23 protein-coding genes, 4 tRNA genes and 1 pseudogene are annotated in these 26,452 nt (G+C 38.8%); 16 read left to right on the top strand and 12 right to left on the bottom strand.

The genetic code is table 11. The features are described from left to right. Positions 1–65: 65 nt before the first annotated feature. Entirely contained in the window at positions 66–509 is a 444-nt protein-coding gene (locus tag J2X77_RS21790; RefSeq protein ID WP_209581618.1) for an aspartyl protease family protein, read from the top strand. On the opposite strand, the gene J2X77_RS21785 is transcribed toward J2X77_RS21790, so the two are convergent. Further along, positions 495–1,715, bottom strand: a complete 1,221-nt coding sequence (locus J2X77_RS21785; protein ID WP_209581616.1) for an MFS transporter — start codon at positions 1,713–1,715, stop codon at positions 495–497. The two genes, J2X77_RS21790 and J2X77_RS21785, sit on opposite strands and share 15 nt — an antisense overlap. Before the next feature lie 182 nt (positions 1,716–1,897). On the opposite strand from J2X77_RS21785, the gene fsa reads away from it, so the two are divergent. The 3 genes from fsa to rnr all read left to right on the top strand — a co-directional run bounded on the left by fsa (position 1,898) and on the right by rnr (position 5,657). Further along, positions 1,898–2,557, top strand: coding sequence for a fructose-6-phosphate aldolase (fsa, locus tag J2X77_RS21780; protein WP_209581614.1), 660 nt, complete (start codon positions 1,898–1,900; stop codon positions 2,555–2,557). A 270-nt stretch (positions 2,558–2,827) separates the two neighbouring features. Then, positions 2,828–3,256, top strand: a complete 429-nt coding sequence (locus tag J2X77_RS21775) for a Fur family transcriptional regulator (RefSeq protein WP_209581612.1) — start codon at positions 2,828–2,830, stop codon at positions 3,254–3,256. Between the two features lie 268 nt (positions 3,257–3,524). Next, the gene (gene rnr, locus J2X77_RS21770; protein WP_209581609.1) at positions 3,525–5,657 is read left to right on the top strand and encodes a ribonuclease R; all 2,133 of its coding nucleotides are present in this window, start codon (positions 3,525–3,527) and stop codon (positions 5,655–5,657) included. A 180-nt stretch (positions 5,658–5,837) separates the two neighbouring features. On the opposite strand, the gene J2X77_RS21765 is transcribed toward rnr, so the two are convergent. Continuing rightward, positions 5,838–6,308: a hypothetical protein gene (locus tag J2X77_RS21765; protein WP_209581606.1), complete on the bottom strand. Its 471-nt coding sequence runs from the start codon at positions 6,306–6,308 to the stop codon at positions 5,838–5,840. Between the two features lie 415 nt (positions 6,309–6,723). Here J2X77_RS21765 and rpsL point away from each other — a divergent pair, with 415 nt between their 5' ends. The 4 genes from rpsL (at position 6,724) to rpsJ (ending at position 10,317) form a co-directional block, all read left to right on the top strand. Beyond that, positions 6,724–7,137: a 30S ribosomal protein S12 gene (gene rpsL / locus J2X77_RS21760; protein WP_002993550.1), complete on the top strand. Its 414-nt coding sequence runs from the start codon at positions 6,724–6,726 to the stop codon at positions 7,135–7,137. Between the two features lie 19 nt (positions 7,138–7,156). Further along, entirely contained in the window at positions 7,157–7,624 is a 468-nt protein-coding gene (gene rpsG / locus J2X77_RS21755) for a 30S ribosomal protein S7 (RefSeq protein WP_046671863.1), read from the top strand. A gap of 131 nt (positions 7,625–7,755) precedes the next feature. After that, entirely contained in the window at positions 7,756–9,879 is a 2,124-nt protein-coding gene (gene fusA, locus J2X77_RS21750; RefSeq protein ID WP_209581590.1) for an elongation factor G, read from the top strand. 132 nt (positions 9,880–10,011) lie between these two features. Further along, entirely contained in the window at positions 10,012–10,317 is a 306-nt protein-coding gene (rpsJ, locus tag J2X77_RS21745) for a 30S ribosomal protein S10 (protein WP_028070501.1), read from the top strand. A gap of 72 nt (positions 10,318–10,389) precedes the next feature. On the opposite strand, the gene J2X77_RS21740 is transcribed toward rpsJ, so the two are convergent. The 4 genes from J2X77_RS21740 to J2X77_RS21725 form a co-directional block, all read right to left on the bottom strand. Next, complete coding sequence (locus tag J2X77_RS21740) at positions 10,390–10,980, bottom strand: porin family protein (protein WP_310082511.1); 591 nt, start codon at positions 10,978–10,980, stop codon at positions 10,390–10,392. A gap of 406 nt (positions 10,981–11,386) precedes the next feature. Further along, positions 11,387–12,010: an outer membrane beta-barrel protein gene (locus tag J2X77_RS21735; RefSeq protein WP_209581585.1), complete on the bottom strand. Its 624-nt coding sequence runs from the start codon at positions 12,008–12,010 to the stop codon at positions 11,387–11,389. 58 nt (positions 12,011–12,068) lie between these two features. Beyond that, a complete protein-coding gene (locus J2X77_RS21730) occupies positions 12,069–13,202 on the bottom strand; it encodes an AI-2E family transporter (protein WP_209581582.1) in 1,134 nt (377 codons plus the stop codon). A 116-nt stretch (positions 13,203–13,318) separates the two neighbouring features. Further along, a complete protein-coding gene (locus tag J2X77_RS21725; protein ID WP_209581570.1) occupies positions 13,319–13,930 on the bottom strand; it encodes a porin family protein in 612 nt (203 codons plus the stop codon). A gap of 447 nt (positions 13,931–14,377) precedes the next feature. Here J2X77_RS21725 and J2X77_RS21720 point away from each other — a divergent pair. Continuing rightward, a tRNA-Cys gene (locus tag J2X77_RS21720) sits at positions 14,378–14,448 on the top strand. A gap of 33 nt (positions 14,449–14,481) precedes the next feature. Beyond that, positions 14,482–14,661, top strand: coding sequence for a hypothetical protein (locus J2X77_RS21715; protein WP_046671880.1), 180 nt, complete (start codon positions 14,482–14,484; stop codon positions 14,659–14,661). A 34-nt stretch (positions 14,662–14,695) separates the two neighbouring features. On the opposite strand, the gene J2X77_RS21710 is transcribed toward J2X77_RS21715, so the two are convergent. Further along, positions 14,696–15,442, bottom strand: a complete 747-nt coding sequence (locus J2X77_RS21710; RefSeq protein WP_209581569.1) for a copper homeostasis protein CutC — start codon at positions 15,440–15,442, stop codon at positions 14,696–14,698. A gap of 228 nt (positions 15,443–15,670) precedes the next feature. Between J2X77_RS21710 and J2X77_RS21705 the strand changes: the two genes are divergently transcribed. Together J2X77_RS21705 and J2X77_RS21700 are read left to right on the top strand one after the other, a co-directional pair. Next, positions 15,671–16,090: a hypothetical protein gene (locus J2X77_RS21705; RefSeq protein ID WP_310082461.1), complete on the top strand. Its 420-nt coding sequence runs from the start codon at positions 15,671–15,673 to the stop codon at positions 16,088–16,090. 45 nt (positions 16,091–16,135) lie between these two features. Next, positions 16,136–16,429: a Smr/MutS family protein gene (locus J2X77_RS21700; RefSeq protein ID WP_209581567.1), complete on the top strand. Its 294-nt coding sequence runs from the start codon at positions 16,136–16,138 to the stop codon at positions 16,427–16,429. A 41-nt stretch (positions 16,430–16,470) separates the two neighbouring features. Here the strand turns inward: J2X77_RS21700 and J2X77_RS21695 are convergent, their stop codons facing one another. The 3 genes from J2X77_RS21695 to J2X77_RS21685 all read right to left on the bottom strand — a co-directional run bounded on the left by J2X77_RS21695 (position 16,471) and on the right by J2X77_RS21685 (position 18,062). Next, on the bottom strand, positions 16,471–17,451 hold the full coding sequence (locus J2X77_RS21695; protein ID WP_293888849.1) for a DUF1080 domain-containing protein: 981 nt from the start codon (positions 17,449–17,451) through the stop codon (positions 16,471–16,473). Between the two features lie 129 nt (positions 17,452–17,580). Further along, a tRNA-Pro gene (locus J2X77_RS21690) sits at positions 17,581–17,654 on the bottom strand. A gap of 334 nt (positions 17,655–17,988) precedes the next feature. Next, positions 17,989–18,062: transfer RNA gene (locus tag J2X77_RS21685), tRNA-Pro, on the bottom strand. 380 nt (positions 18,063–18,442) lie between these two features. Between J2X77_RS21685 and J2X77_RS21680 the strand changes: the two genes are divergently transcribed. Beyond that, positions 18,443–20,818 (top strand): ABC transporter permease, encoded by a 2,376-nt coding sequence (locus J2X77_RS21680; RefSeq protein ID WP_293939682.1) that lies wholly within the window; start codon positions 18,443–18,445, stop codon positions 20,816–20,818. Between the two features lie 196 nt (positions 20,819–21,014). Here J2X77_RS21680 and J2X77_RS21675 read toward each other — a convergent pair. Then, a pseudogene (locus J2X77_RS21675) lies at positions 21,015–22,526 on the bottom strand (IS1182 family transposase); the annotation flags it as partial. Positions 22,527–22,619: 93 nt separating this feature from the next. Next, positions 22,620–22,693, bottom strand: a tRNA-Pro gene (locus J2X77_RS21670). Between the two features lie 342 nt (positions 22,694–23,035). Between J2X77_RS21670 and rplS the strand changes: the two genes are divergently transcribed. From rplS to J2X77_RS21655, 3 genes are all read left to right on the top strand, one after another. Next, positions 23,036–23,383: a 50S ribosomal protein L19 gene (rplS, locus tag J2X77_RS21665; protein ID WP_209581561.1), complete on the top strand. Its 348-nt coding sequence runs from the start codon at positions 23,036–23,038 to the stop codon at positions 23,381–23,383. A 242-nt stretch (positions 23,384–23,625) separates the two neighbouring features. Continuing rightward, a complete protein-coding gene (locus J2X77_RS21660) occupies positions 23,626–24,711 on the top strand; it encodes a carbohydrate-binding family 9-like protein (protein ID WP_310082457.1) in 1,086 nt (361 codons plus the stop codon). A gap of 123 nt (positions 24,712–24,834) precedes the next feature. Then, positions 24,835–26,445, top strand: a complete 1,611-nt coding sequence (locus J2X77_RS21655; RefSeq protein ID WP_310082455.1) for a CTP synthase — start codon at positions 24,835–24,837, stop codon at positions 26,443–26,445. Positions 26,446–26,452: the final 7 nt, after the last annotated feature.

Below are 26,452 nucleotides of genomic sequence, written 5' to 3'. Positions count from 1 at the left end.
CAATTTTAAGCTTCCAGCGGCGCAAAGTTTCTTTTTTAAAGGATTTTTTGGCTATGTTTGGTGGTATGACAACAGTACCATTTCAATTATTGGATTTACAAGGCCAAGGCACGCACATTTTAGTTGATGTAGAAATCTATAGCCGTTCATTCAAGATGGTGATTGATACAGGTGCTTCTAAAACTGTATTTGATAAAACACAATTGGGCCATCTTTTAGAGGATCAATTGGAGCTTGAACCATCTGAAACACTATCAACAGGACTTGGTACCAATTCAATGGAAAGCTTTAACCTGGCAATTCCGAGCCTGAAAATTGGCGAATGGGAGATCAACAAACTACATACTGCGGTATTGGACTTAAGTTCCATTAATTATGCCTACGAACAAATGCATCTAGATCCTGTGATTGGCGTATTGGGTGGAGATATTTTTGCAGACTATGGTGCTGTCATCGATTATGCCAAGCGCACGCTAAAATTGCGCACCCGAAAACTAAAACTTAAATAAACGTTTTTGGATGTGGAATCGGAGATAACCGTAATAAACGACTGCTATCATAATACCTAGCCCGCCCATCGCATATAATGTTATTCTCAGGCCACAATAGCTGGCCAGAGAACCGATCATCAATGTGCCGATCGGGAAAATCCCCTGAAAGGCCATCACGTAATAGGAGATCGCGCGGGCACGATAAATCGGTATGGCGTGGGTCTGAATATAGGTATTGATACTTGACGTTTGCATCATCATGGCAAAAGATACCAACATGACATAGACGAGTGCCATCTGAAGCAAGCTTGAATGCGCCAAAAATAATAATGCGATCCCCATCAGTGCCGCTGCGCCCATCACCTGATACCGCAAATTGGTTCCAGATTTTAAACGTGCCATATTAAATGCACCAATCATCGCTCCCAATCCAGCTGCACTTTCGAACCAGGAAAAGGTGCGTTCATCACCGTGAAACATTTCTTTGGCTATGGCCGGTAGCAACGACGTGTAGGGAATGACAATCAGGCTGGAAAAGGTCATGATGATAATCAGCGAAGAGATATGTGGTGACCGTTTGAGATAGCGAAAACCTTCGACCAAGCCTTCCCAATTGCTCCCCTTGCTAAGCTGAGCATGAGTTTCGTCGACCCGCATCATCAATAGCGTAATAATGACAGGAACAAAACTAATAAAGTTAAGTGCAAAGCAGGCGAGTTCGCCGTAAGTACTTAATAAAATCCCCCCTATTGCAGGGCCCACCATGCGTGCGCCATTGAAAATCGTTGAGTTCAGGGCGATGGCATTCGGCAGATCTTTACGATCTCCAATCAAATGCATCATCAGGGACTGTCGTCCCAAAACGTCAAAGGAGTTAATAATCCCTTGTATAAGTCCCAATGCGGAAAGCCATAGCACACTCTCCCACTTCAGATACACCACCAGAGTCAAAATACCCGCCTGGATCATGAGACCAATTTGGGTCATCAAAACCAATTTATACTTTTTGTGCTTATCAACAAAACTTCCAATAAATGGCGAAAGGATGAGCGAAGGCAATAAGGAGATGAACTGAACAAAACCGAGCCAGAATACAGAGCCCGTGATTTCATAGACCAACCAGCTGATAGCTATACGCTGCATCCATGTTCCCATCAGGGAAATTGCCTGTCCAATAACATGTAAACGAAAATTTCTATATTGGAGCGAACGGAAAACCTGCATACGTTAAAGATAATACTATAATAAAGTATAACAAAAAATTAGCCGAAGAGATTCTTTTTTTGCAAAGATTATGATGCAATAGGTGAAAATCGATGCTTCAATAGTGGAATATAATCGATAACTTTGTACTGTTATTTTCAACAATAGAATAATCAAATAATTATCATTCAACACAATACACAATGAAATTTTTTATTGACACAGCGAACCTAGAACAAATCAAAGAAGCTCAAGATTTAGGCGTATTAGACGGTGTAACGACCAATCCGAGTTTAATGGCTAAAGAAGGTATTAGCGGTGATGAAAACGTAATCAACCATTATAAAGCGATCTGTGCGATCGTTGATGGCGACGTAAGTGCAGAAGTTATTTCTACTACTTATGAGGAAATGATCAAAGAAGGAGAAGCGTTGGCAGCTCTTGATAATAAGATTGTTGTTAAAGTTCCTATGATCAAAGATGGCGTAAAAGCAATTAAATATTTCAGCAAAAAGGGCATTAAAACAAATTGTACATTAGTGTTCACAGCGGGTCAGGCGTTATTGGCTGCTAAAGCTGGTGCAACCTATGTATCTCCTTTCATTGGTCGTTTGGATGATATCTCTACAGATGGATTGGCGCTGATTGAAGATATCCGTTTGATCTACGATAACTACAACTATCCAACGCAAATATTAGCGGCTTCTGTACGTCACAGTGCGCACATTCTAGGATGTGCTAAAATTGGCGCTGATGTGATGACAGGTCCATTGTCGGCGATCCTTTCCCTATTGAAACACCCATTGACAGATAGCGGTTTGGCAACATTCTTAGCTGATCACGCTAAAGCTGCAGGAAAATAAGGTATCTATAGTTCCATATAGCGTTAAAACCGATAAGTAAGATGACACGAATCTTAAACTTGTCGGTTTTCTTTATTTTATCAGATTCCGTATTTTTGTCTTATTAATGCTTCTGCTGACTAGTGAAAAAGATTTATTTTTGTTTCATCTAGCGAAGGGTAAAAGGGGAAAAATGTGATGAATAAATTCGTCGGACAGTTTTTAAAACTTGTAAATGACCATAAATTTCTCTTAGTTTGTATTTGATCTAAGGCTTAACGAAGAAAATCCATGGAAGATTCCAACACTGTATATCCAGAAATTCTCAAACGAAATAGTTTAAAAGTTACCCAGCCACGGCTGAAGGTACTTGAAATTATCTCCCGGAAAGATTCGGCTATCTCTCAGCCGGAACTGGAAAAATTACTGGGCAAGGATATTGACCGTGTCACATTATACCGCGTTTTGGCCAGTTTTGAAGAGAAAGGGATTATCCATAAAATCTTTGACCTACATGGTACGGCCACTTATGCCATGTGTTCGACAAACTGTTCAGAACATGATCACCATGACCAACACGTACATTTTATTTGCCGGGTATGCAATTCTGTATACTGTCTGGAAGACATGACTTTACCGAAGGTATCTATACCTGAAGGCTTTAGTCTCGAAGCCATAGCGGTAAATGCGCTTGGCGTGTGCAATCATTGCAAAAAATAAATCAGGCTATACGAATCTAAAACTATTTGTCGGTTCAAGTGTCTATACATCAGCTATCGGAAGATGCTCCGTCTAGCTCGTTATTGTCGTGCCAACTGCTGTTTTTTTTGTACCTTGTAGTAACATCGATCTTGCTATCCGACACCCTCATGTTGCGTTCCAAGGACTGGCTTTGCGCGATCCATTACCGCGCAGTCAGTTAGCGGAAAGCCGAAGGCTGTATAGGATCGATACAACTGAATAAATAATAATTAAGAAAAAAAATTGGATGAAAACAAAAAAAGATAATCCATATAAAGAGGTCTTGACACAACTGATCGTCGATATTTTCGAAAAATCAGATAACAAGCCGCTCAACTATAAACAAGTGTCTTCAAAATTGAACCTTACGGATAACGATTCCAAAGTCGCTATTGCCGATATCTTACATGATAATGTTAGAAATGGACTTTTTGTTGAGGTCGAGCGAGGCAAGTTTAGTTTGAAGCAACTCAAAGTTTATGTCACAGGGAAGGTCGATATGACTGCCGATGGTTCTGCCTATGTCATTCCTGACGACGAATTTGAAAATGACATTTATATTGCCCCACGTAAGCTGAGGCAGGCGCTACACGGCGATATCGTTAAGGTACATACTTTTGAAAAACGAAAAGGCGGCCGTAAAAAAGAAGGTGAAGTGGTTGAAATCCTGCAAAGGGCCAAGACCGATTTTACGGGAATCATCAGTATCTCCAATAATTTTGCATTTTTTATTGCAGACGACCGCAAAATGCTACACGACATCTTCATTCCCTTGGATAACCTGAATGGTGCCAAGGATAAAGAAAAAGTAGTGGTTTCGATTATTGACTGGCCGAGTGGAAGTAAAAATCCTGTGGGGACGGTAAAACACGTTTTGGGTACCAAAGGAGAAAACAATACCGAGATGAATGCGATTTTGGCCGACTTTGGTTTTCCATTGGAATTTCCGAAAAAAGTCGAAGCCGAAGCCAATACGATTTCGGAAGAAATAAGCAACGAGGAAATTGCAAAAAGACGTGACTTTAGAAACGTGACGACCTTTACCATTGACCCCGCAGATGCAAAAGATTTCGATGATGCAATTTCATTTCAGAAACTGGAGAATGGCAATTATGAGATTGGTGTTCATATTGCTGATGTTTCCCATTTTGTGGTGCCTGATACAGAATTAGATAAAGAAGCCTTCAGTCGCGGCACATCGGTTTATTTGGTAGACCGCGTTATCCCTATGCTTCCAGAGCGCCTTTCCAATGGTGTATGTTCGTTACGTCCACATGAAGATAAGCTGTGTTTTTCAGCAGTTTTCGAACTGGATGAGAAAGCTAATGTACACGATCAATGGTTTGGACGCACAGTGATTCACTCGGATAGACGGTTTAGCTATGAAGAGGCGCAGGAGGTGATCGAGACGAGATCGGGTGATTTCAGCGAGGAGATTTTGAAATTGAATGAACTTGCTTATATTCTTCGGGAGCGGAAGTTTAAAAATGGAGCAATAGCCTTTGAAAGTGAAGAAGTAAAATTCACGTTGGATGAAAATGGCAAACCTACGGGGGTATACACCAAAGTCCGTAAAGATGCCCATAAACTGATTGAAGATTTTATGTTATTGGCCAATCGTAAGGTTGCTGAGTTTATCGGTAAACAAGGGCGCGGAAAAAACAAGCTTACGTTTGTTTACCGTTTTCACGATGTACCTAATCCAGAAACACTCACTACCTTCTCTCAATTTGCTGCGCGGTTTGGCCATAAATTGACCATCAAAACAGATAAGGAAACGGCCAAATCTTTGAATGCACTAATGACCAAGATCGAAGGTAGCAAAGAGCAGAATATGCTGACTTCATTGGCTGTGCGCTCGATGGCCAAAGCAATCTATACGACGAAGAAAACAAGCCACTATGGATTGGCATTCGATTATTATACACACTTCACCTCTCCTATCCGCCGCTATCCGGATGTGATGGTACACCGTCTTTTACAGTTTTATCTGGATGGCGGCACGAAGATCAATGCAGAGCATTACGAGAAAATGGCGGAACATTCTTCGCAAATGGAGAAAAAAGCCGCTGAGGCCGAGCGTGCATCGATCAAGTACAAACAAGCAGAATACTTGCAGGATCAGATTGGCACCGAATATACCGGTATTGTATCGGGCGTGACCGAATGGGGTATGTATGTAGAGATTGAGGAGAATAAATGTGAAGGTATGGTGCGCTTGCGTGATATTACCGATGACTTTTACGTGCTTGACGAGAAAAACTATGCAATCATTGGACAACGGAAGAAAAAGAAATTCCAATTAGGTGATGAGGTTCAGATCCGCGTGAAGAAAGTCGATCTGGATAAAAGGCAGATTGATTTTACGTTGTTAAGTTAATAAAAGAAAAGAGTGTTAATTTTGAAAATTAACACCCTTTTCTTATTTTCTATTTTTCATGCTGTAGTTTGACCAACTTAACATATAGTAGACATCAAAAGGGTAATAGAAATCCAGCACTTGTATTATAAAAAACAAAGATCCTATTTTTTTATAGAGACATCTCAGAAAAACTAAATATTAATATGATAATGAGACTGATACAGGAGTTACACCAGACTTGATTTCTTGAGATTTCTCCACAATTACTTTCCCTCCCTGCTCAACTTTGTAGGTAAGTGTGAACGGTTGCTTAATTGTGAATGCAGAAATATTTACACTAGCAGTCAAATAATTAGCAGGGGACTCCAAAATAGCAGTTTTACCTCCTTGAAAATATTCTTTTTCAACCGAATACAATACTTGACCTGTTGTTCCAGCAGTCCCATTTACGGTCCACGTTTGTGGCTTTGCATCGCTTCCCGCAGACCCACAAGATACGGACACATCTCCTCCGTCAACAGTGAAAGATGAAGAAGTTGTTACTGTAACCTTAAGAGCCCCTTTATTCTCCGATGGCATAGTATTATCATCATCTTTCGAACATCCAACAAAAGCAAAGGTCACCAGGGCCAATACAACCGCATACATTAATTTCATTTTCATTTTCATAACTTGAATACTTTATCTGTTTGTACTAAATAATTTTATCCGTGTTTATCAAATGCTTTGCCAAACAGCACGCAAAAACATGCAGACTACACAATATACTTGGAAACAAGTAGAAAAATAATTTCAGGCAAAAGACTGTTATTAAGGGTAATACCAAGGGAAACAGATCCGCAGCAGCTATTATTCCAAAATTATTGTTGATTCAGGATATACCAATTACTAGCATATGACTGTCTATATTTCAGGACAAAAGAGGTTCGCATTGGGATAGGACAGCGTAATGACGAATTAGAGGTCCTATTTCGAAAAAATAATCTAAATATTATATAGTAACTATTTCATATTCAAAAGGGAATCAGTATCTTTGCGAACTTAAAATAATTTAGGTACAAAATTTATAAACAAAAACAGGTAAATGCCTACTATTCAACAATTAGTTAGAAAAGGTAGAGTAGCTCTGGTTGATAAGAGTAAGTCACCAGCGTTGGACTCATGTCCACAGCGAAGAGGTGTATGTACACGTGTATATACTACTACCCCTAAAAAACCAAACTCAGCAATGCGTAAAGTAGCTCGTGTACGTTTAACAAACGGTAAAGAGGTCAACGCTTACATCCCTGGAGAAGGTCACAACTTACAAGAGCACTCGATCGTTTTGATCCGCGGTGGTCGTGTTAAGGATTTACCAGGTGTGCGTTACCACATCATCCGTGGTGCATTAGATACTTCAGGTGTAGCAGGTCGTAACCAACGTCGTTCAAAATACGGAACTAAGCGTCCTAAACCAGGACAAGCAGCTGCAGCTCCAGCAAAAGGTAAAAAGAAATAATTAAACGGAGGAAAGAAAAATGAGAAAATCAAAACCGAAAAAGAGAATCATTTTACCTGATCCAAAGTTTAACGACGTTCAGGTAACACGTTTCGTAAACAATATGATGGTAGATGGTAAAAAATCTATCGCTTATTCTATTTTTTACGATGCAGTAGAATTAGTAGAACAAAAAACACAAGAAAGCGGTTTAGAAGCTTGGAAAAAAGCTTTAAACAACGTTATGCCTGCTGTTGAAGTTAAATCACGTCGTGTGGGTGGTGCAAACTTCCAAGTTCCTATGGAGGTTCGTCCAGACCGTAAAATCGCTTTAGGTATGAAATGGTTAATTTCATACGCTCGCAAACGTGGTGAAAAAACAATGTTCGAGAAATTAGCAGGAGAAATCATTTCAGCTTCTAAAGGTGAAGGTGCTGCTGTTAAGAAGAAAGAAGATACGCACAAAATGGCGGAAGCTAACAAAGCGTTCTCACACTTCAGATTCTAATTTTGAAGACATTCAAAAAAATATGATTACACCGACCTCCGATAAATATAATCTTTTATCAAGGTCGGTGTACTTATTTAACATTACATTTAAACACATAAGACCATTAAGGTCCGCTGCTTAAAAATATTATGGCAAGAGATTTAAAATTCACTAGAAATATCGGTATCGCTGCCCACATCGATGCTGGTAAAACTACAACAACTGAGCGTATCCTTTACTACTCAGGTGTAAACCATAAATTGGGTGAGGTTCACGAAGGTGCTTCAACAATGGACTGGATGGAGCAAGAGGCTGAGCGTGGTATCACAATTACTTCTGCTGCTACGACAGTTTTCTGGCAATACCGTGGTAATAAATACCAAGTAAACGTAATCGATACTCCTGGACACGTGGATTTCACGGTTGAGGTAAATCGTTCATTACGTGTATTAGACGGATTAGTATTCTTATTCTCTGCGGTTGATGGTGTTGAGCCTCAATCAGAGACTAACTGGAGATTGGCTGATAATTACAAAGTACCTCGCATCGGTTTCGTTAATAAAATGGACCGTTCAGGTGCTGACTTCTTAAAAGTTGTTGGTCAAGTAAAATCAATGCTAGGCTCTGATGCTGTAGCATTACAATTACCTATCGGTGCTGAAGATACGTTCACTGGTGTTGTTGATTTAATTAACAACCGTGGTATCGTATGGAATGAGCATGATAAAGGAATGACTTTTACAGAAGTTCCAATTCCAGCAGACATGGTGGACGAGGTTGCTGAATACCGTGAGAAATTATTAGAAGCAGTAGCTGGTTATGATGAGACTTTGATGGAGAAATTCTTCGAAGATCCAAATTCATTGACTGAGCGTGAAATCTTAGATGCTTTACGTAAAGCGGTATTGGATAATGCAATCGTTCCTATGGTATGTGGTTCATCTTTCAAAAACAAAGGTGTTCAAACCATGTTGGATCTAGTAATGGAATTGTTGCCTTCACCTCTTGATATCGAGGCTGTAAAAGGTACTAATCCTGATACTGGTGAAGAAATCACACGTAAACCATCTGTAAACGAGCCTTTCGCAGCTTTAGGTTTTAAAATTGCGACTGACCCATTTGTAGGTCGTCTATGTTTTATCCGTGCTTACTCTGGTAAGTTAGATGCTGGTTCTTATGTATTGAACACTCGTTCAGGAAACAAAGAGCGTATCTCTCGTATCTTCCAAATGCATGCGAACAAACAAAACCCTATCCCTTTCATCGAGGCAGGTGATATCGGCGCTGTTGTAGGTTTCAAAGACATCAAAACTGGTGATACACTTTGTGACGAAAAAGCCCCTATCGTATTAGAGTCTATGACTTTCCCTGAGCCTGTAATTGGTTTGGCGATTGAGCCTAAAACTCAAGCTGACGTAGATAGATTAGGTATTGGTCTTGGTAAATTGGCTGAAGAGGATCCTACGTTCGTTGTAAAAACTGACGAAGAAACTGGTCAAACAGTAATCTCTGGTATGGGTGAGCTTCACTTAGAGATTTTGATCGACCGTTTGAAACGTGAATTTAAAGTTGAGGTTAACCAAGGTGCTCCTCAAGTATCATACAAAGAGTCAATCACAGGTACTACTGAGCACCGTGAGGTATTCAAAAAACAATCAGGTGGTCGTGGTAAATTCGCGGATATCAAAGTTGTTATTTCTCCAGCGGACGAAGATTTCGATTTAACAAAATCACCTCTTCAATTCGTTAATGAAATTGTTGGTGGTAAAATTCCTAAAGAATTTATCCCTTCAGTTCAAAAAGGATTTGAAACTTCAATGAAAAATGGTGTGTTAGCAGGATTCCCATTATCAGGAATGAAAGTTCGTTTGATTGATGGTTCATTCCACGCTGTCGATTCAGATTCATTGTCTTTCGAATTAGCTGCTCGTCAAGCATACCGTGAAGGATTGCCTAAATGTTCTCCAGTGTTAATGGAACCAATTATGAAAATAGAGGTTTTAACACCAGAAGAAAACATGGGTGATGTAATGGGTGACTTAAACCGTCGTCGTGGTCAAATGCAAGGTTTGGATTCACGTAACGGTGCACAAGTAATCAAAGCATTAGTTCCACTTTCTGAGATGTTCGGTTACGTAACACAATTACGTACAATCACTTCAGGCCGTGCAACATCTACAATGGAATTTGATCACTTTGAAGAAGCTCCTCGTAACGTTGCTGAAGAGGTGATTGCAAAATCAAAAGGTAAAATCAAAGGTTCTGTAGAATAATATAGAACATAGATAGAGGAACAAAGATGAAGTACTGTTGTAATTTGTCTTTGTTCTTTAATGAAATATTAAATAAACACCGATTGCTAGTTGTGAATAGCTCTAATTAGCAGTCATTTTAAATAAATAAAAATGAGCCAAAGAATCAGAATTAAATTGAAATCTTACGATTACAATTTGGTTGACAAATCAGCTGAAAAAATCGTAAAAACAGTAAAACCTACAGGTGCAGTTGTTAGTGGTCCTATTCCATTGCCTACTGAGAAAAAAATCTATACGGTATTACGTTCACCACACGTTAACAAAAAAGCACGTGAGCAATTCCAATTGTGTGCTTACAAAAGATTGTTGGATATCTATTCATCAAACGCTAAAACTGTTGACGCATTGATGAAACTTGAATTGCCTTCAGGTGTTGAAGTAGAAATCAAAGTGTGATAGATTTCAATCACTGAACAAAAAAGGGCTTTTCTTGCGAAAAGCCCTTTTTTGTTGTTTATATTTTTTTGATTAGAACTGGTATCCAACACCTACTGAGAATACGCGGTTTTTAGAAGTGACCCCTTCGATATCTTTATACATATTTGTTAATCCTAGTCCATAACCAGCATTGATCAAGAAACCATTTGTTAGTTTGTAACCAGCCAATAAATTTAAACCAGCATCGAAGGTCTTTATACCGGCATCGCCAAAACTTCCGCTTTCACTATAATTTCCTTTACTAGCTTTTGCATGAATCCCAAACCCAGCATAAGGACCTGCACCCAAAAACACCTTTCCAGCATCTCCGGTAGGAACATAATATACTAAATTTACAGGAACCTCAATATACATCAGATTATCTTTAGCATCCTCATCCAAACCAAACTCACCAGCAGAAACCTTTCCTCCCTTACCTTGAAGTGAAAGCCCAGGCTGTACACTAAAGCTCGGCGCGAAAGGTATATCTGCATATCCTGTAATGTAAAATGATGTATTAGCATCTGAAGTATAGGTCGTATTACCTCCGCTTATCTTATATTTAGCAAAGTTAACACCAGCCTTAAGACCATAAGAAGTCTGTGCTTTGGCTCCAGCAATAAAACACAATGCTGCAGCGATTGATAGTAATTTTCTTTTTCATTAAAAACAAATTAAATAATGAACAAAAATACAACATAATTTAATTAAATACAATAAAATAGTAATCTTTGCAAGATAATCTTAAAAAAAAATTAGATAATAGGTATACCACATGTTAACAAAAATACATATAAGACATTCTACTTGTGTGCTTACAAAAGAATGTTGAAGATCACTTCGGCAAACCCCAATTATTTAAGGCAATACCGGACCCTGAGCTAACATTAGGCCTTGAAGTAGAAACAATGTGCGATTGATTTCATTCAATGACAAAAAAGTGCGCTTCGTAAGAAAAGCATTCTCTTTTTTAATCCAATCACAGTACCTGAAGTATCGGTAAAGTATAAGACACAAGCGAGGAAAACTCATTTATGACTTACCACAACTAGATTTGATAGCCAACTCCTATGGAAAATATACGGTTGTATGTATTGGATATATCCCTCGTTCTGATATCCAAAAGGCCTAATGCGTACCCACCATTAACCGAAATGCCATTCGCCAATTTAAATCCTGCCAACAAATTTAACCCAGCGTCATACTTCTTCATCTCATTGCTATTTTGCGTAACTCCAAATTTGACTTTATCAACAGTCCCAGTAAACTTCTCTTTACCTGAGATAGCAATACTTGCATATGGTCCCCCAGCTAGAAAAAATTGGACAAAATTATTTAGTGGAAAGTAATACGTTAAATTTAAAGTAACTCCAAAATACTGTATCTTACGCCATCCATCCATCAGAATTTCATTACCTAGGGAACCTGTACTCATTTTGCTTCCTGTCTGCTGAAAAGCCAATCCAGGTTGCAAACTGAACCTATTGCTTAGGGGAAACTCTACATACGCTTCAACGTGCAACCTTTTGATGGGCGGAGAGGCAGAGCTACCATAGTTTGAATAGTTCACTTCTTTTGCGAAATTGACAGCTGTACGAAAGCCAAAAGACATTTGGGCTTTTAGCCCTACCACGACCACAAGTGCTAATGTGGTCAATAACGTTTTTTTCATAAAATACTTTTGTTAACTATAAGCTCGTATAGTTCGCAAAAATAATATAAAAATACTATTATTTATCGCTATCACTATCTGTCAAAGGCGGAAGTTCTTTATGTAATGTTGCGTACATATCGTTATAAACTTCATCTTTACTATCTTCCTCTCCTAACAGAAATCCCCAGGGCCTAAGTTCTTTAATACGATCCATTACAATCTTAACTATTGCCAAAATAGGAATGGCTAAAAACATCCCGGAAATACCCCAAATCATCTCACCAATAATGATAGACAACATCGCAAACAATGAATTTACTTTAACTTTTGAACCCACAATTTTAGGGACGATAAAGTTACTATCAATCATGTGTACAATAATCAACGCTAAGATGACCAAAACCACATGGGTCAACGATGATGTTGCGAAAGTAAGAATGGAAATAATAAGTATAGAGGAAAAAATACCGACATAGGGCAGCACATTAAACACACCTGTAATTAATGCTAAAAGTAAACTATATTTGACACCAATCAATGATAAAACTATAAAGACCAAAAGCGAAACTAAGCTCATCTGGATCAATAAACCAATGAGATACTTTTTGACGACATACTGTACCTGCTGTACTACATCGACCACAATGGGCCGGTCTTCGACACGATTGACAAATAGAAGAAACTTAACAATATGTCCTCTATAGATGAGGAGAAAAAACGTATAAAGGAAAGTAAAAACAAATAATATAAACATGGAGGAAAGTGAAACCAATGCCGTTCCTAGAAATAGCGTACCAGAATCCACGGACTTCGAGGCCGTCTTATTGATGAATTCCATCTGCTCTTTGTGCCTTATGCCGAATTGTTCACTGACCCAGCTTTGCAGTTTACTCGCACCATCCATGATCTGCTCTTTAAATGCTGGAAAATCTTCCTTAAGAAGTGTGAGTTGGGAAGCTAATAGAAAAAGCCCATACCCCAAAACTCCGAAGAATAATATCACACTCAAAATGCCCGCTAATGTTCTTGGGAAGCGTAGTTTACGTTCCATAAAATTGCTCAATGGTATCAAAAGCAGGGAGAATAGCAATCCCAAGATCATCGGGACAAGGATGGTATCACCAATCTTTGCTAAATAACCTAACAGGAGAATACTAATAAGTACACTGGCCAACTTCACATAGAATGGTAAAGTAAGAAATCTTTTCATACAGCTATCTTTTGCATAAAAATAACAATTTAGGTCGATTTAAGTTTAATCCATTAAAAAAGTCCCCACAACCGCAGGGACTCTTTCCTCATAATAAGTTTAAGTACTTATATTTCTTATAGTCCGAAACCGATACCAACGGACCAAACTCTGTTTTTAGCCGAACCAACATTAGGTGATAAGTTCGTCAAACCTAAACCATAACCAGCATTGATCTGAAATCCGTTGGTTAATTGATAACCTGCTAAGAAATTTACACCAAAATCGGTACGCTTCATTTCGTCTCCAGAACCACTGCCAAACTTAATATCATCTTCCGTTGTGACACCGGCAAGAGTTTGCTTACTTTTGCCACTTAATCCAAAACCGACATATGGTCCTGCGCCAACAAAGAAATTACCGGACGCACCAGTAGGCAATTTAGCTACTAAATTGACTGGGATATCCAAAGACATAACAGTTACTTTATTTTCACTTGATCCTTCGCTGATGGATTCTTTCCCACCTTTATTTTGCAGGGATAATCCTGGCTGAATAGAAAATGTTGGTGAAATTGGTGCATCCAAATAACCTGTCACAAAAAATCCTGTGATAGATTTTGTACTACCATTGTCCATGGAATATTTAGGAATATTTACACCCGCACGTAATCCATAACCCAATCCTCCTTGTGCAAATGCGCCCATTGATCCAAATAAAATTGCTGCAGATAATAATAATTTTTTCATGTTTCCCAATTTAATTACTTTGTTCTTTATCTTTTATTCTCATATATTTCCTGTATGAGATTTCTGACAACGTGTTTTGCAATATCTATTCCAAAATATATAATACGTTCATTTTCAAATCAAAAAAATATTAAAAATCAAAAATACTATACTTACTAATGTCCTTTAAAAAAGACAATTGGTGGAGTAAATTCCACCTTACTATGTTGGTAATAATCATCTAAAAAAGCCTTCGTAAATAGCTGGATACTTTATTGAAGTAAAGCGGCTAAAATTTCGCTTTAAATTGTTAAACACATTTTCATAAACATGCGTTAAAGGCTATGCATTGAAAATACAAGCTTGGTTTTCAGAGCAATGCTTAAAAACTCAAAAGTTTTATCATAAAGATTTTTTAATTCCAATTATAAGTTTTATTTTTGCAGACCTTCAAAAGGAAAAAAATAGGGTCGGATGGCCGAGTGGCTAGGCTGAGGTCTGCAAAACCTCCTACAGCGGTTCGAATCCGCTTCCGACCTCGTTTTATTTTAAACAATAAAAATATTATCAAAATGGGAGTTACACGTTTAAAAAGAAAAGATAGAAGAAATAAAACTGTTTCACGTGTTGAAGTTCAGTTTTTGAAATTAGGAACTAACGTAGAGTTGGGTTCTAGATCAAAAATGAAAGCTAGCAACCAAATCGTTAAAAACGATGCTATCTTAAATCAATTAGCTTCAGAAGCTAAATAAGTAAGAAGAATCTAATAGCCTTTAAAGTATAACTTTAAAGGCTTTTTAATAGGTCCACCATTTGGTGGACTTTTTCTTTTGAGCTCATCCACTGTGCTTCATCCATTCCATTGACTTGAACCTGCTTAAATCTCATTTCCGAAACATGCAGCTCCTTTGCCGAACTGTGGATCGCAACTGCACCCGTTTCTTTTAAAATGTGAACGATATTAGATGCATCGACACCTGCACCAGGCATAATCACAATACGGCCACTGGCTTGTTGAACCAACTCTTTGAGTATTGAAACTCCAGCGAGTGCAGAATTTCTTAAACCGGATGTCAAAATACGATCTATCCCCATATCAATAACGTCTTCCAACGCACGGAAAGGATCTTCTACGCGATCAAAGGCGCGGTGGAACGTAACATCCATGGGGCGTGCAGCTTCAACTAACCGCAAGGTATTGACTTTATCGACCGTACCATCTGCATTCAGCATACCGATTACAACGCCATCCATCCCCAACTGCTTACATATTTCAATATCTGCGATCATTTCCAAAATCTCAGTCTCGGTATAAAGGAAGTCCCCTCCACGTGGCCTGATAAGCACATGAATACCAATACTAACCAATTTTCTTACTAACTGTAGCTGGCCAAACGAAGGTGTAGTTCCCCCGTTTTCTAAATTTTGACAAAACTCTACGCGGGTTGCTCCCCCCTTTTCGGCCTCTATAGCAGACGCTACAGAATTTGAACAGATTTCTAATTGGTAGTTTCCAATCGCCTTTTCCTTCATTTGATTTTATTAAGCTATTTTTCGTTTACGCGAATAACGTAAAAAAATAGCAAATAACCTATTCTCTTCCCTGTATTGGACTAATACTAAGGTTAAAAAGAGTAAAACTAATAGTTACGCATACAAATTAAAACATTAAAAACATTCTGCTTACCTATTTGTATTTACCTTACATGTTTTTATTTAAACAGCTAAAAATCAATTGTATATCATTTTAAGTAAATTATCATGGCAATTGTATCGAAGAATATGGAGACGCAGGAGAAAATTATCAGCACTTTTGAAGAGCTCCAACAAGCTATTTATGACCTTAGGCATCAAGTCGTTGAATTTGAGCTACTTTTCAATCAGGCGTGCAACAGACATATTGATTCCAATTTCCAAAAGGAATGGTTGCTGGATAGAATTTCTTCGCGCTACGATATGATAACACTTCGCCACGATGTGATGCTGCTGGTTCGCGACACAATTTCTGGATTCCGGGATTTTGACGGTTATTTTCTTGATGTCAAGCAGTTACTACAGTCGATCGAATCATTGATGCTCAGCCATGCCGATGAGGAAGAATATGAAATTGCAGCTATTATCAAAAAATGGCATGAAAAATTTGCCCAAGCGATTTATTTCGTAAACGACTTCACCTATTAAGTCGCCGTTTTGTTATACTTTTGCAGCATTGTAAAATATTGAGAAATGCGCAAACCTTCAGCTATTGTTGACTTACATACCGATGCCTTCCTTGATGATTGGGAAGATTATTCACCAGAGGAACTCTTACAGGAATCCATTGATTTTATGCGATCTAATCTAGACGCAGCTATTTATTGGGAAATGAACGAAATAAAGTTTATTCATGGCAAGGGAAAAGGAATGCTCAAAAAAATGGTTTTTGAAGAACTGAAGGAATACAAGGATAATGGATCTATTGAACGTTATTATACATCCTACCAGAATGAAGATATTGTGGTCGTTGTCATAGGAATTTAAAAAGGCTACCTATTCTCAGGCAGCCTTAGCGTGATGTGCAGTTACTTAATTGCTGGTGTAATAATCACCTTACGGAATTCAACCGGACCGTGATCCCCCTGGAAATAGATCGGTCCCGGCTCTGCCTCTTTGCTATCCAACGCACCGCCAGTTATGCCTGGGATTTCTTGATTACAGATCACAGTCTTACCATTTGCCACTACCGTCACGAGACGGCCAATAAGTGTAATGTCGAATGTTTGCCATTGTCCGGCTCCTTTATTGACCATTTCATTAGCAGCTAAAAAGCCATATACCCCTGCGAAAAGCACGGCATTTGGATGGGCATCCTTGGGACTATCCTCTATCTGAACCTCATAACGACCTCTCAGGTAGACTCCACTGTTGCTCCCTGCTGGAATTTTAAACTCGACGTGCAATTTGAAATCTTCAAATTTTTGTTCAGAAACTAAATTAGATCCGGACTGCGGACTGGTCAAAATACCATTTTTTACCAACCATTGATTTGTCTTACCTGTGGCTTTCCATCCGGATAGATCCTTGCCATTGAATAGTTGAATAGGTTTACCCCATTTGACAGCAGCGGTGCGCTTTAGTTCTGGAGCGCGTGTACCTTTAAAACGATATGTTTTGCCATCCGGCTCTGTTATCGTTCCTTCCAAAACACCATTGACAAGTTCGCCCTCCACACTCAAATTCATCTTTCCACTCTCCCATTGAGGAGGGATAGAAAACTTAAACTTTCCTTTTTCGTAAAACACATGAGAAACCGGTCGGGCACTCCCAGAAGTACTCACATAGTGACCGACTAACGTTCTATAGCCTGACAATTTCACCTCTAACCAGGATGGTGCTGGTGTACCGTTGACATCTACTTCGATATCCCATCGCCCTATCAGCTCTTTACCCTCTACATCTTGTTGATAATGGAAAGACTCTCCAACTGAATGTGTAGCAAAGGTTACTTGCGGTAATGCACAAGAGGCCAAAATTCCTAAAAGAAATGCCGCTTTTCTGTTCATATTATTTATGTTTATATTCGAATTGACAGTAAATTTAAAGCAATTTAACTGTTTAACAGCGGGTTTACAAAGATATTATGTTAAAAATAGATATAAAAAAAGCCCTAACTTTCGTTAGAGCTCTCTTAGTCGGGGTGGCAGGATTCGAACCTACGACCTCCACATCCCAAATGTGGCGCGATACCGGGCTACGCTACACCCCGAAAAAGGTATCACCTTTGTTTTGTGTGGCACAAAAGTACATTAAATATAGCTATCTTTCAAGAATATTCTTCATAAAACACTTAACAAACTGATTTATTGTAAAATAATTTATGAAAGATTTAATGCCTCAATCAATTTCGGTATAAAAACTAATATAACACCCCCCTAACTTGTAGAATAAATACACAAGCAAACGATTAAAATAGTGGTAGCTTAAACGGCAGGACCGGTTAAATGTTCTAAAGATTGAGCAATAGCGTATCTTAAAGACCCGAGATCTTCACCCTGTCCCGAAACAAAAAAAGCCCTAACTTTCGTTAGAGCTTTTTGCAGTCGGGGTGGCAGGATTCGAACCTACGACCTCCACATCCCAAATGTGGCGCGATACCGGGCTACGCTACACCCCGAAAAGGTATCACCTTTGTTTTGTGTGCACAAATATACGCTTATTACAATTTATTTGCAAATGAAATGCACAAAATAAAACTAACCTGTTGTTTCATTGCGACATATTCTTACTCACAACCGTCTTTTCCATTTACAGCACGTCTCCGATAACTCGCTTTTATTTCAGCACCTAACATGTTCGGATATGAACATCAGGTGTTCATATCCAAACACTTAAATCATTAAAAAAAAATGTAATTCATTCACTACTAGATATTTATTGATTTGGCAGTTCTTTTGAAACTGACCGAAATTAATATTTTTAAGAGTCTGTAGATTAAAATATTATTCAAAGCTATTGATTATCAGAAGATCAAAATGAACACATATAACGAAAAGTATGATAAAGAATTATTTACAAATCGCATGGCGGAACCTGATGAAAAACAAGGTCTTCTCCTTTATCAATATTCTTGGTTTAACGATAGGGATCACGGTCTGTGCTATGATATTCCTATTTATTGCCAATCAGTTTAGTTTTGACAAATTTCACAGCCAGGGTGACCGCATTTATCGCCTCATGCGCGGTTTCGACAATAGCAAAGATCGTGCACCTTATTTATCTGCCCCATATGCTCCTGCCCTATTAACCGATTATCCGGATGAAATCAAAAAGGCTGTACGAGTCATGCCCGCCAATGGACTATTCGCTTTTGATAGCATTACGTTCAATGAAAAAAAACTCTTTATTGCTGATGCTGATTTCTTTGAACTCTTTAGCTTTCCCCTGCTCAAAGGAAATCCAACGACTGTTTTGAAAAACCCAACAAGTGTAGTATTAACAGAAAAAACAGCGAGAAAATATTTTGGAAATGACAATCCAATTGGCAAAATACTCCAGTTGGATAAAAGCAAACAACTCACCGTTACAGGGATTGCAAAAGATCTTCCGGTCAACTCTCACTTAGATTTTGATTTGGTCATTCCATTATCCAACTATATCAATACCGAACCGTTCAAAGCATGGGAAAACAACAACTTATTTACTTATATCCTACTCAACGAAAATAAAAACGCCCAAAAACTTGAAAATCAACTCCCCTCTTTTATGGACAGGCATATGAAAGCGGTTTCCACAAATATGGGAATTCATTTTGATCTAGCGCTCACCCCGCTGAAAGACGTATATCTTGAGCCACACAGCGCATTTGACAGTGCAAAACATGGTGACAAAAAAGTCATTTACATCTTTTTATCGATCGCCATACTCATATTGGTTATCGCCTGCATCAACTTCATGAATCTTTCAACGATACGTGCGGTTGACCGATCAAAAGAAGTCGGCTTACGGAAGGTGCTCGGAGCACAACGTATTCAATTAATGGGACAGTTTATCGGAGAGTCTATTTTACTAACTGCAATATCCTGTTTGCTCGCCATCTGCCTGCTACAACTATTAATGCCCATATACAATCAGCTCTTGGGATACACGCTGACAGTTCCCTGGAATTGGTGGCCCATCTATATTTTTCTACTGGCGCTTATCGTTATTGTAGGCTTATTAGCAGGCAGCTATCCTGCATTATACCTTTCGACCTTTTCCCCTACACAAGCATTAAAAGGGAAATTACGCATAGGTAAAGGAGGAACGCTGTTTCGCCATACGTTAGTTGTGGTGCAGTTCAGCATCTCCATTCTGCTTATCATAGGTACAATGATTATTACCAAGCAGATGAAATATGTAAAAGAAATGGGGCTTGGATACGACGACCAACAGACCGTCGTTATCCCTATTGACAATGAAGAACTATATAACAACCTACGTACATTCAAAAATGAACTATCCGCGAGCAGCGACATTGCATCGGTCTCCTTTATGTCTGGCGAACCAGGCGGCTTTTTCGATAGCCACACATTTGAAGTAGAGAGAAAAATCGGTGAGAAGTGGAAATCCAGAACTGAATTCACTGATTTTGATTACGTAAGCACCTTAAAACTCAAAATAATTGCCGGCCGTAACTTCTCGGCGCAATATCCAACAGACTCCGCTAGCGCCGTATTAGTTAATCGTACTGCAGCATCAATGCTCGGATATACTCCAGAACAGGCCGTTGGAAAATGGATAAAAAATACGATCCGTGACCAATCTCCACGAACAATCATCGGCGTAGTGGACGACTTCAACTTTCTATCCCTAAAAGAAAACATGGATGCACTCGTGATTTCTCCTTCCGATGACCTAAGGGTAGCGCTTCTGAGATTGAACACAAAGGATTTCCCTGCGGCGCTAAATACTATTAAAAAGGCATTGGCTAAATCAGCTCCCTTATACCCTTTTGAATATAGCTTTTTGGACCAAAAGTTTGACACCCTCTACAAAACCGACCTCAGGCAACAGCGCATTCTTAGTCTTTTTGCGGGATTAGCCATATTTATAGCCTGTCTCGGCCTATACGGCCTAGCTTCATTTACGGCTACCAAAAGAAATAAAGAGATTGGAATACGTAAGGTGCTTGGCGCCTCGGTATCCGGCGTTACAGCATTGTTGTCAAAAGATTTTCTGAAACCCGTACTAATTGCTTTACTTATCGCGGCACCAACTGCCTGGCTGATCATGAATAAATGGCTGGAGGACTTTGCTTACCGCATTACTATTCCATGGTGGCTCTTTTTGCTCGCGGGAACTGTGACGATAGCGATCGCTCTGATTACGGTAGGATGGCAAGCCATCCGAATAGCGATAGCCAATCCTGTAAATAGTTTACGAGACGAATAATAGACAAAACAAAAAAGAAGCTGTCCGACAAGGGCAGCTTTTTTTATGGGACTAATTTTTCGTGTCGACTTGGAAAAATGGTTTTTCTGAAATTTGTGATCTTAACAGGTGTTAGACATGAATTTCCGAGCATACAGTTTCTTTTATGGCTGATTTTTGGGAGACAGTTTTTTTTCAAAAAGCCCCATTAGGCCACCATTTTTCTGAAATTATGGCCGAGTGCCATCAACAAGAATTCCAATTCTACCTTTTCCTTTCCTGTAAATGTAAATCTGCTGAACTTATTATTGCTTTTGAGCTGACCGAATACCGCCTCGACCTCTATCGGCCGTTTGCTTCTGTGTTCCAAGCCTTTTTCGCTCATCAAAAGCTCTTTGGCATTGTTTTTCAATTCATTAAGCCGATGGTTGACTTCAATCTGCCGATTATCTTTTGCCTTATGACATAAACTTCGTAGTGGACAGCCCTCACATCTTTTTGCCTGGTAACGAGAAACTTGCGACTCATAGCCATTGCTTGATGTTCGCTTTGCTGTGCCGATATTTTCCATACGCTGGCCCATCGGACAGACATAAAAGTCTTCCTGGACATTGTAGAACAGGTTCTGCACCAGAAATGGATTGTTCTTTGTTTTGCGTTTCTGCTCTTTATGGAAATAACTGTACTTCACATAGGCCGTAACTTCTTTTTGCTCAAGCATCTCGTAGTTCTCTTCACTGCCGTAACCCGCATCTGCCACGATCTCTTTGCTCTGTTTTTGATACGATTGTTCAAAACTGTCTAAATGAGATTCCAACGTTGTCGTATCGCCGGGACTCTGGTGGATGGAAACGTGGGTAATAAACTGGTTCTCCGTGGAAATCTGCGTGTTGTAGGCTGGTTTCAGCTGCCCATTCTGCATATGGTCATCCTTTAACCGCATAAAGGTCGCCTCTTTATCTGTTTTGCTGTAGGAGTTACGTTTGCCCAGGATTGCCAGATCTTCCTCGTATTTGGAAAGCTTCGGAAGATGTTCGTCCTGAAGTTTTTGAAGTTCTTTCAATTGCCTTTTAGTGGCATCTTTCAGCTTTTTGTTCAATACGGATAGCTTTTCGCGAAGTTCATCCGAATTGATTTTTCTGGGCAGTTCCTCTTTGTTCACATCTTGATTGTCAGCCTGTATACTGCTTTCGATATCCGAGAGGATCGTGTTTATCTTTACCTCCAGTTTTTCCTTATATTTCTCTACCGAACCACGCCAGACAAAGGTGTAGCGGTTGGACTTCGCCTCTATCTTTGTACCGTCGATGTATTGCACATCAAGGCTCACGTATCCCATTTCAACCAGCATTTTTACGACTTCCGAAAACAGTTTGTGGATGTGGTCTTTGAGGATCTTTCCTCGAAAATCGTTTATCGTTCGGAAATCCGGCGTGGAATTGCCCGATATGTACATAAAATGGATGTTCTCGGTCAGAGCCCGGGCAATCTTGCGACAGGAATAAACATTGGAAAGATAGCTGTAAAACAGAACCTTGACCATCATACGGGGATGGTATGCCGATGTACCTCCACCTTTATACAGTTTTATTATGTTACTTATATCCAGTGAATTAACCACGATGTCAACCAGTCTAACCGGATGGCTATCAGCAATCTTATCAAAAATGTTGATGGGAAAAAGTTCAGGGGTGTTGCCTGTCTGATGTTTAAATACTACCTTAGCCATTGTTGGTTTTTTGTTGCAACTCTAAGATACCTATTTTAGAGAAAAAAACACAACAAAAAAGGGTGTCTCGACTTTTCGGACACCCTCTTTAAGTCGGGGTGGCAGGATTCGAACCTACGACCTCCACATCCCAAATGTGGCGCGATACCGGGCTACGCTACACCCCGAAAAGGTATCACCTTTGTTTTGTGTGCCACAAATATCTAATCATTTTTTGACTTTGTCAACAGTCAACCAAAAAATAATCACTAACCAACTGATTAATTGCATACTATTTTTACAGGAATAATATATTCTCTAGCCTTTCCTTGTCGAAAACCCCGCCTAAATAACTGCCAAAGGAATATTCAAAATATCTTTAAATTATCCAATTCATTTTCATATCTTTGCATCCGATTTGAATATCAGTCAATAGTTTTTTAAAAAAGTATTTTTATATTCAGAAAATAAGTCGTAATATTGCATTCCGATTTTTACAGGATATAAATCGTTAATAATTACTCGAAATCATGGATTTAGTAAAATTTGTAGAAGAACAAGCGGTAGTAAAGAATGAAATTCCCGCTTTTAAAGCTGGAGATACCATCAGCGTTCATTATAAAATTCGCGAAGGAAATAAAGAGCGTGTACAGGTGTACCAAGGTGTAGTAATTCAATTAAACAGCGAAGGTGCTAACGCTACTTTTACCGTTCGTAAAATCTCAAACGGTGTAGGTGTTGAACGTATTTTCCCTGTAAACTCACCAAACATTGAAAAAATTGTAGTAAACAGCTACGGTAAAGTTCGTCGCGCGAAATTATTCTATTTACGCGGCCTTACTGGTAAAGCTGCTCGTATTAAATCGAAAAGAATCTAATTACGACTACCACGGCATAAAAAAAGGCTTTGAATGATTTCAAAGCCTTTTTTTATGGACTATAGATTTCCTTTTTACCCCCCAAGCCATATTACCAACTTCCTTCTGTAATAAATTTAGGATAATTATATCTTGCTGTTTAAAATAGTCCCCTCTTTTTGCCGCGCTAAAACATTTTACTTACTTTTAATACCGTATTGTCTTCACTTTATTTTTGGCACGAATAATTAAACTATATATCGATGAGAACTATCGCTTTTATCCTTATTTTTATTATCTATCCGAACTTTGCTTTCGCACAGCGGAATATGAATGAATTTCTTCAACTACAGCCGCAGCCTCAAGTGTACTATGTGCAGCCAATAACTGATGTTATTACTATAGATGGAAAAGACAATGAAGATTCGTGGTCTAAAGCCGTATGGACAGATTCATTTAAGGATATTGAGGGATTGCAAAAACCTCATCCCATATTTGACACAAAAGTCAAGATGCTTTGGGACAAAGAAAACCTATACTTATTTGCTAAGCTTGAAGAGCCTCATATTAAAGGATATTTAAAACAAAAGGACACCATCATTTATCACGACAATGACTTTGAAGTTTTTCTTAAGCCAAATTTACTATCTCCGGAATATATAGAGATTGAAGTAAATGCTTTAAATACGGTCATGGATCTTTTGATGACTAAACCGTATCGCTTTGGCGGCAGGGCTAATCTAAATTGGGACACAAAAGATATTGAAAGCGCCGTTTATCATGCAGGCACAATCAACAACCCGAAAGATAAGGATGAATATTGGACGGTGGAAATGAAAATACCGGTTAAGAGTCTGAAATACTTTGGCGAAGGAGATCAGATTAAGGCCAATGAAATCTGGAAGATAAATTTCTCCCGAGTTCAATGGCTTTATGAAAATACGGGAACAACTTATAGCAAGAAAAAAGACAATACTGGAAAGAATCTTGCCGAGGAGAACTGGGTATGGTCTCCTATTGGGCTTGTTAACATGCACTATCCGGAACGATGGGGGCATATCAAATTTATCGATAGTTCAAATCAGCTATTTATCGACGAGCAATTCTTATCTCTTGAAAAAATGGCCTGGAATATTTCTTATTTACAACAAATTTATAGAAACGATAAAAAACGCTATGCGACGTCTGTTCTGGAATTGAGCAAACTATATCCCGAAATTCTGAATGAGCGAAAAAAATATGACATCATATTTTCAAATAGTAATAATTTCTATCGTGTTGAAATCAAGTCAAAAACAAAGCCTACATTAAAGACAACGATAGATAGCCGGGGTAATATTTATTTTTAATTTAATTATTAGAGCAATCTTCAATGCTAATTTTTAATAATAATTGCTACCTTTGTATCCCGTACATAAAGCAACTATTATTGGTCATTTTGACCACATAAAATTGAAAATCCTTTAATTGTTATGACTAAATATATTTTTGTTACGGGCGGCGTTACTTCGTCGTTGGGGAAAGGTATTATTGCTGCCTCCCTTGCTAAACTTCTCCAAGCGCGTGGCTATAAAGTTACCATTCAAAAATTTGACCCTTACATTAACATTGATCCAGGAACATTAAATCCATATGAACATGGTGAATGTTATGTGACTGAAGATGGTGCCGAAACTGACCTTGACTTAGGTCATTACGAGCGTTTCTTGAATGTCCCTACCTCACAAGCAAACAATGTCACAACAGGCCGCATCTATCAACACGTTATCCAACAGGAACGTGAAGGTGCATATTTAGGAAAAACCGTTCAAGTAATTCCGCATATCACAGATGAGATAAAACGCAGAATGCAATTGCTGGGAGAGTCTGGTCAATATGATATTGTGATCACCGAATTAGGAGGAACTGTTGGTGATATTGAGTCTTTACCCTTCGTGGAAGCAGTAAGACAACTCCGTTGGGAATTGGGAGCCAATAATTCGTTGGTTATCCATTTGACTTTGGTTCCATATTTGGCTGCTGCTGGCGAGCTGAAAACAAAACCTACTCAACATTCTGTTAAAACATTATTGGAATATGGGGTACAACCTGATATTCTTGTTTGTCGTACAGAACATAAATTATCTCAGGAAATCCGTAAAAAATTAGCACAATTCTGTAATGTCAATATCAATGCAGTAGTCGAATCCATCGATGCTTCTACAATTTATGATGTGCCTTTACTGATGCTGAAGGAGAACTTGGATAAAACGGCATTAACAAAACTGAAACTTTCCAACAAAAATGAGCCTGATCTGGAAAACTGGAAAAACTTTTTAGGTAAGCTTAAAAACCCGACAAATGAAATTAATATTGCATTGATTGGGAAATATGTTGAACTTCCAGATGCGTATAAATCCATTACTGAAGGATTTATCCATGCAGGTGCTACAAATGAGTGTAAGGTAAAAGTGAGTTACATTGCTGCCGAAAGTGCTACAAAAGAAAATGTTGCTGAAAAGCTAAAAGGAATGGACGGCGTGTTGGTTGCTCCGGGATTCGGTGAACGCGGTTTGGATGGTAAGTTAAATGCTATCCAATATGTTCGTGAAAATAATATTCCTTTCTTTGGGATCTGTTTAGGTATGCAATGTTCAGTAATTGAATTCGGAAGAAACGTATTGGGACTGAAAGATGCCAACAGTTTTGAGATGGATGCCAACACGACTAATCCGGTTATCAATCTGATGGAGGAGCAAAAAAACATCACCAATATGGGTGGTACCATGCGTTTGGGCGCTTACGATTGTGAAATTAAAAAAGGAACTAAAGCCTTTGCAATCTATGGCAAAACAAAAATTTCTGAAAGACACCGTCACCGTTATGAATTTAACAACGACTATTTGAAGCAATATGAAGCGGCCGGAATGATTGCTTCAGGCTTCAATCCAGAGACTGGATTGGTAGAAATTGTGGAACTGAAAAACCATCCATTTTTCGTTGCCGGACAATTTCATCCAGAATTAAAGTCAACAGTTGCAAATCCTCACCCACTTTTTGTTAGCTTTGTAGCCGCTGCTTTGGCCAACAAGAAATCAAAGTAGTAATAGA

The organism is Sphingobacterium sp. 2149 (assembly GCF_031455655.1).
Lineage (GTDB): Bacteria > Bacteroidota > Bacteroidia > Sphingobacteriales > Sphingobacteriaceae > Sphingobacterium.
Note: the sequence above shows the minus strand (reverse complement) of the source record. Positions and strands in the feature narration are given on the sequence as shown.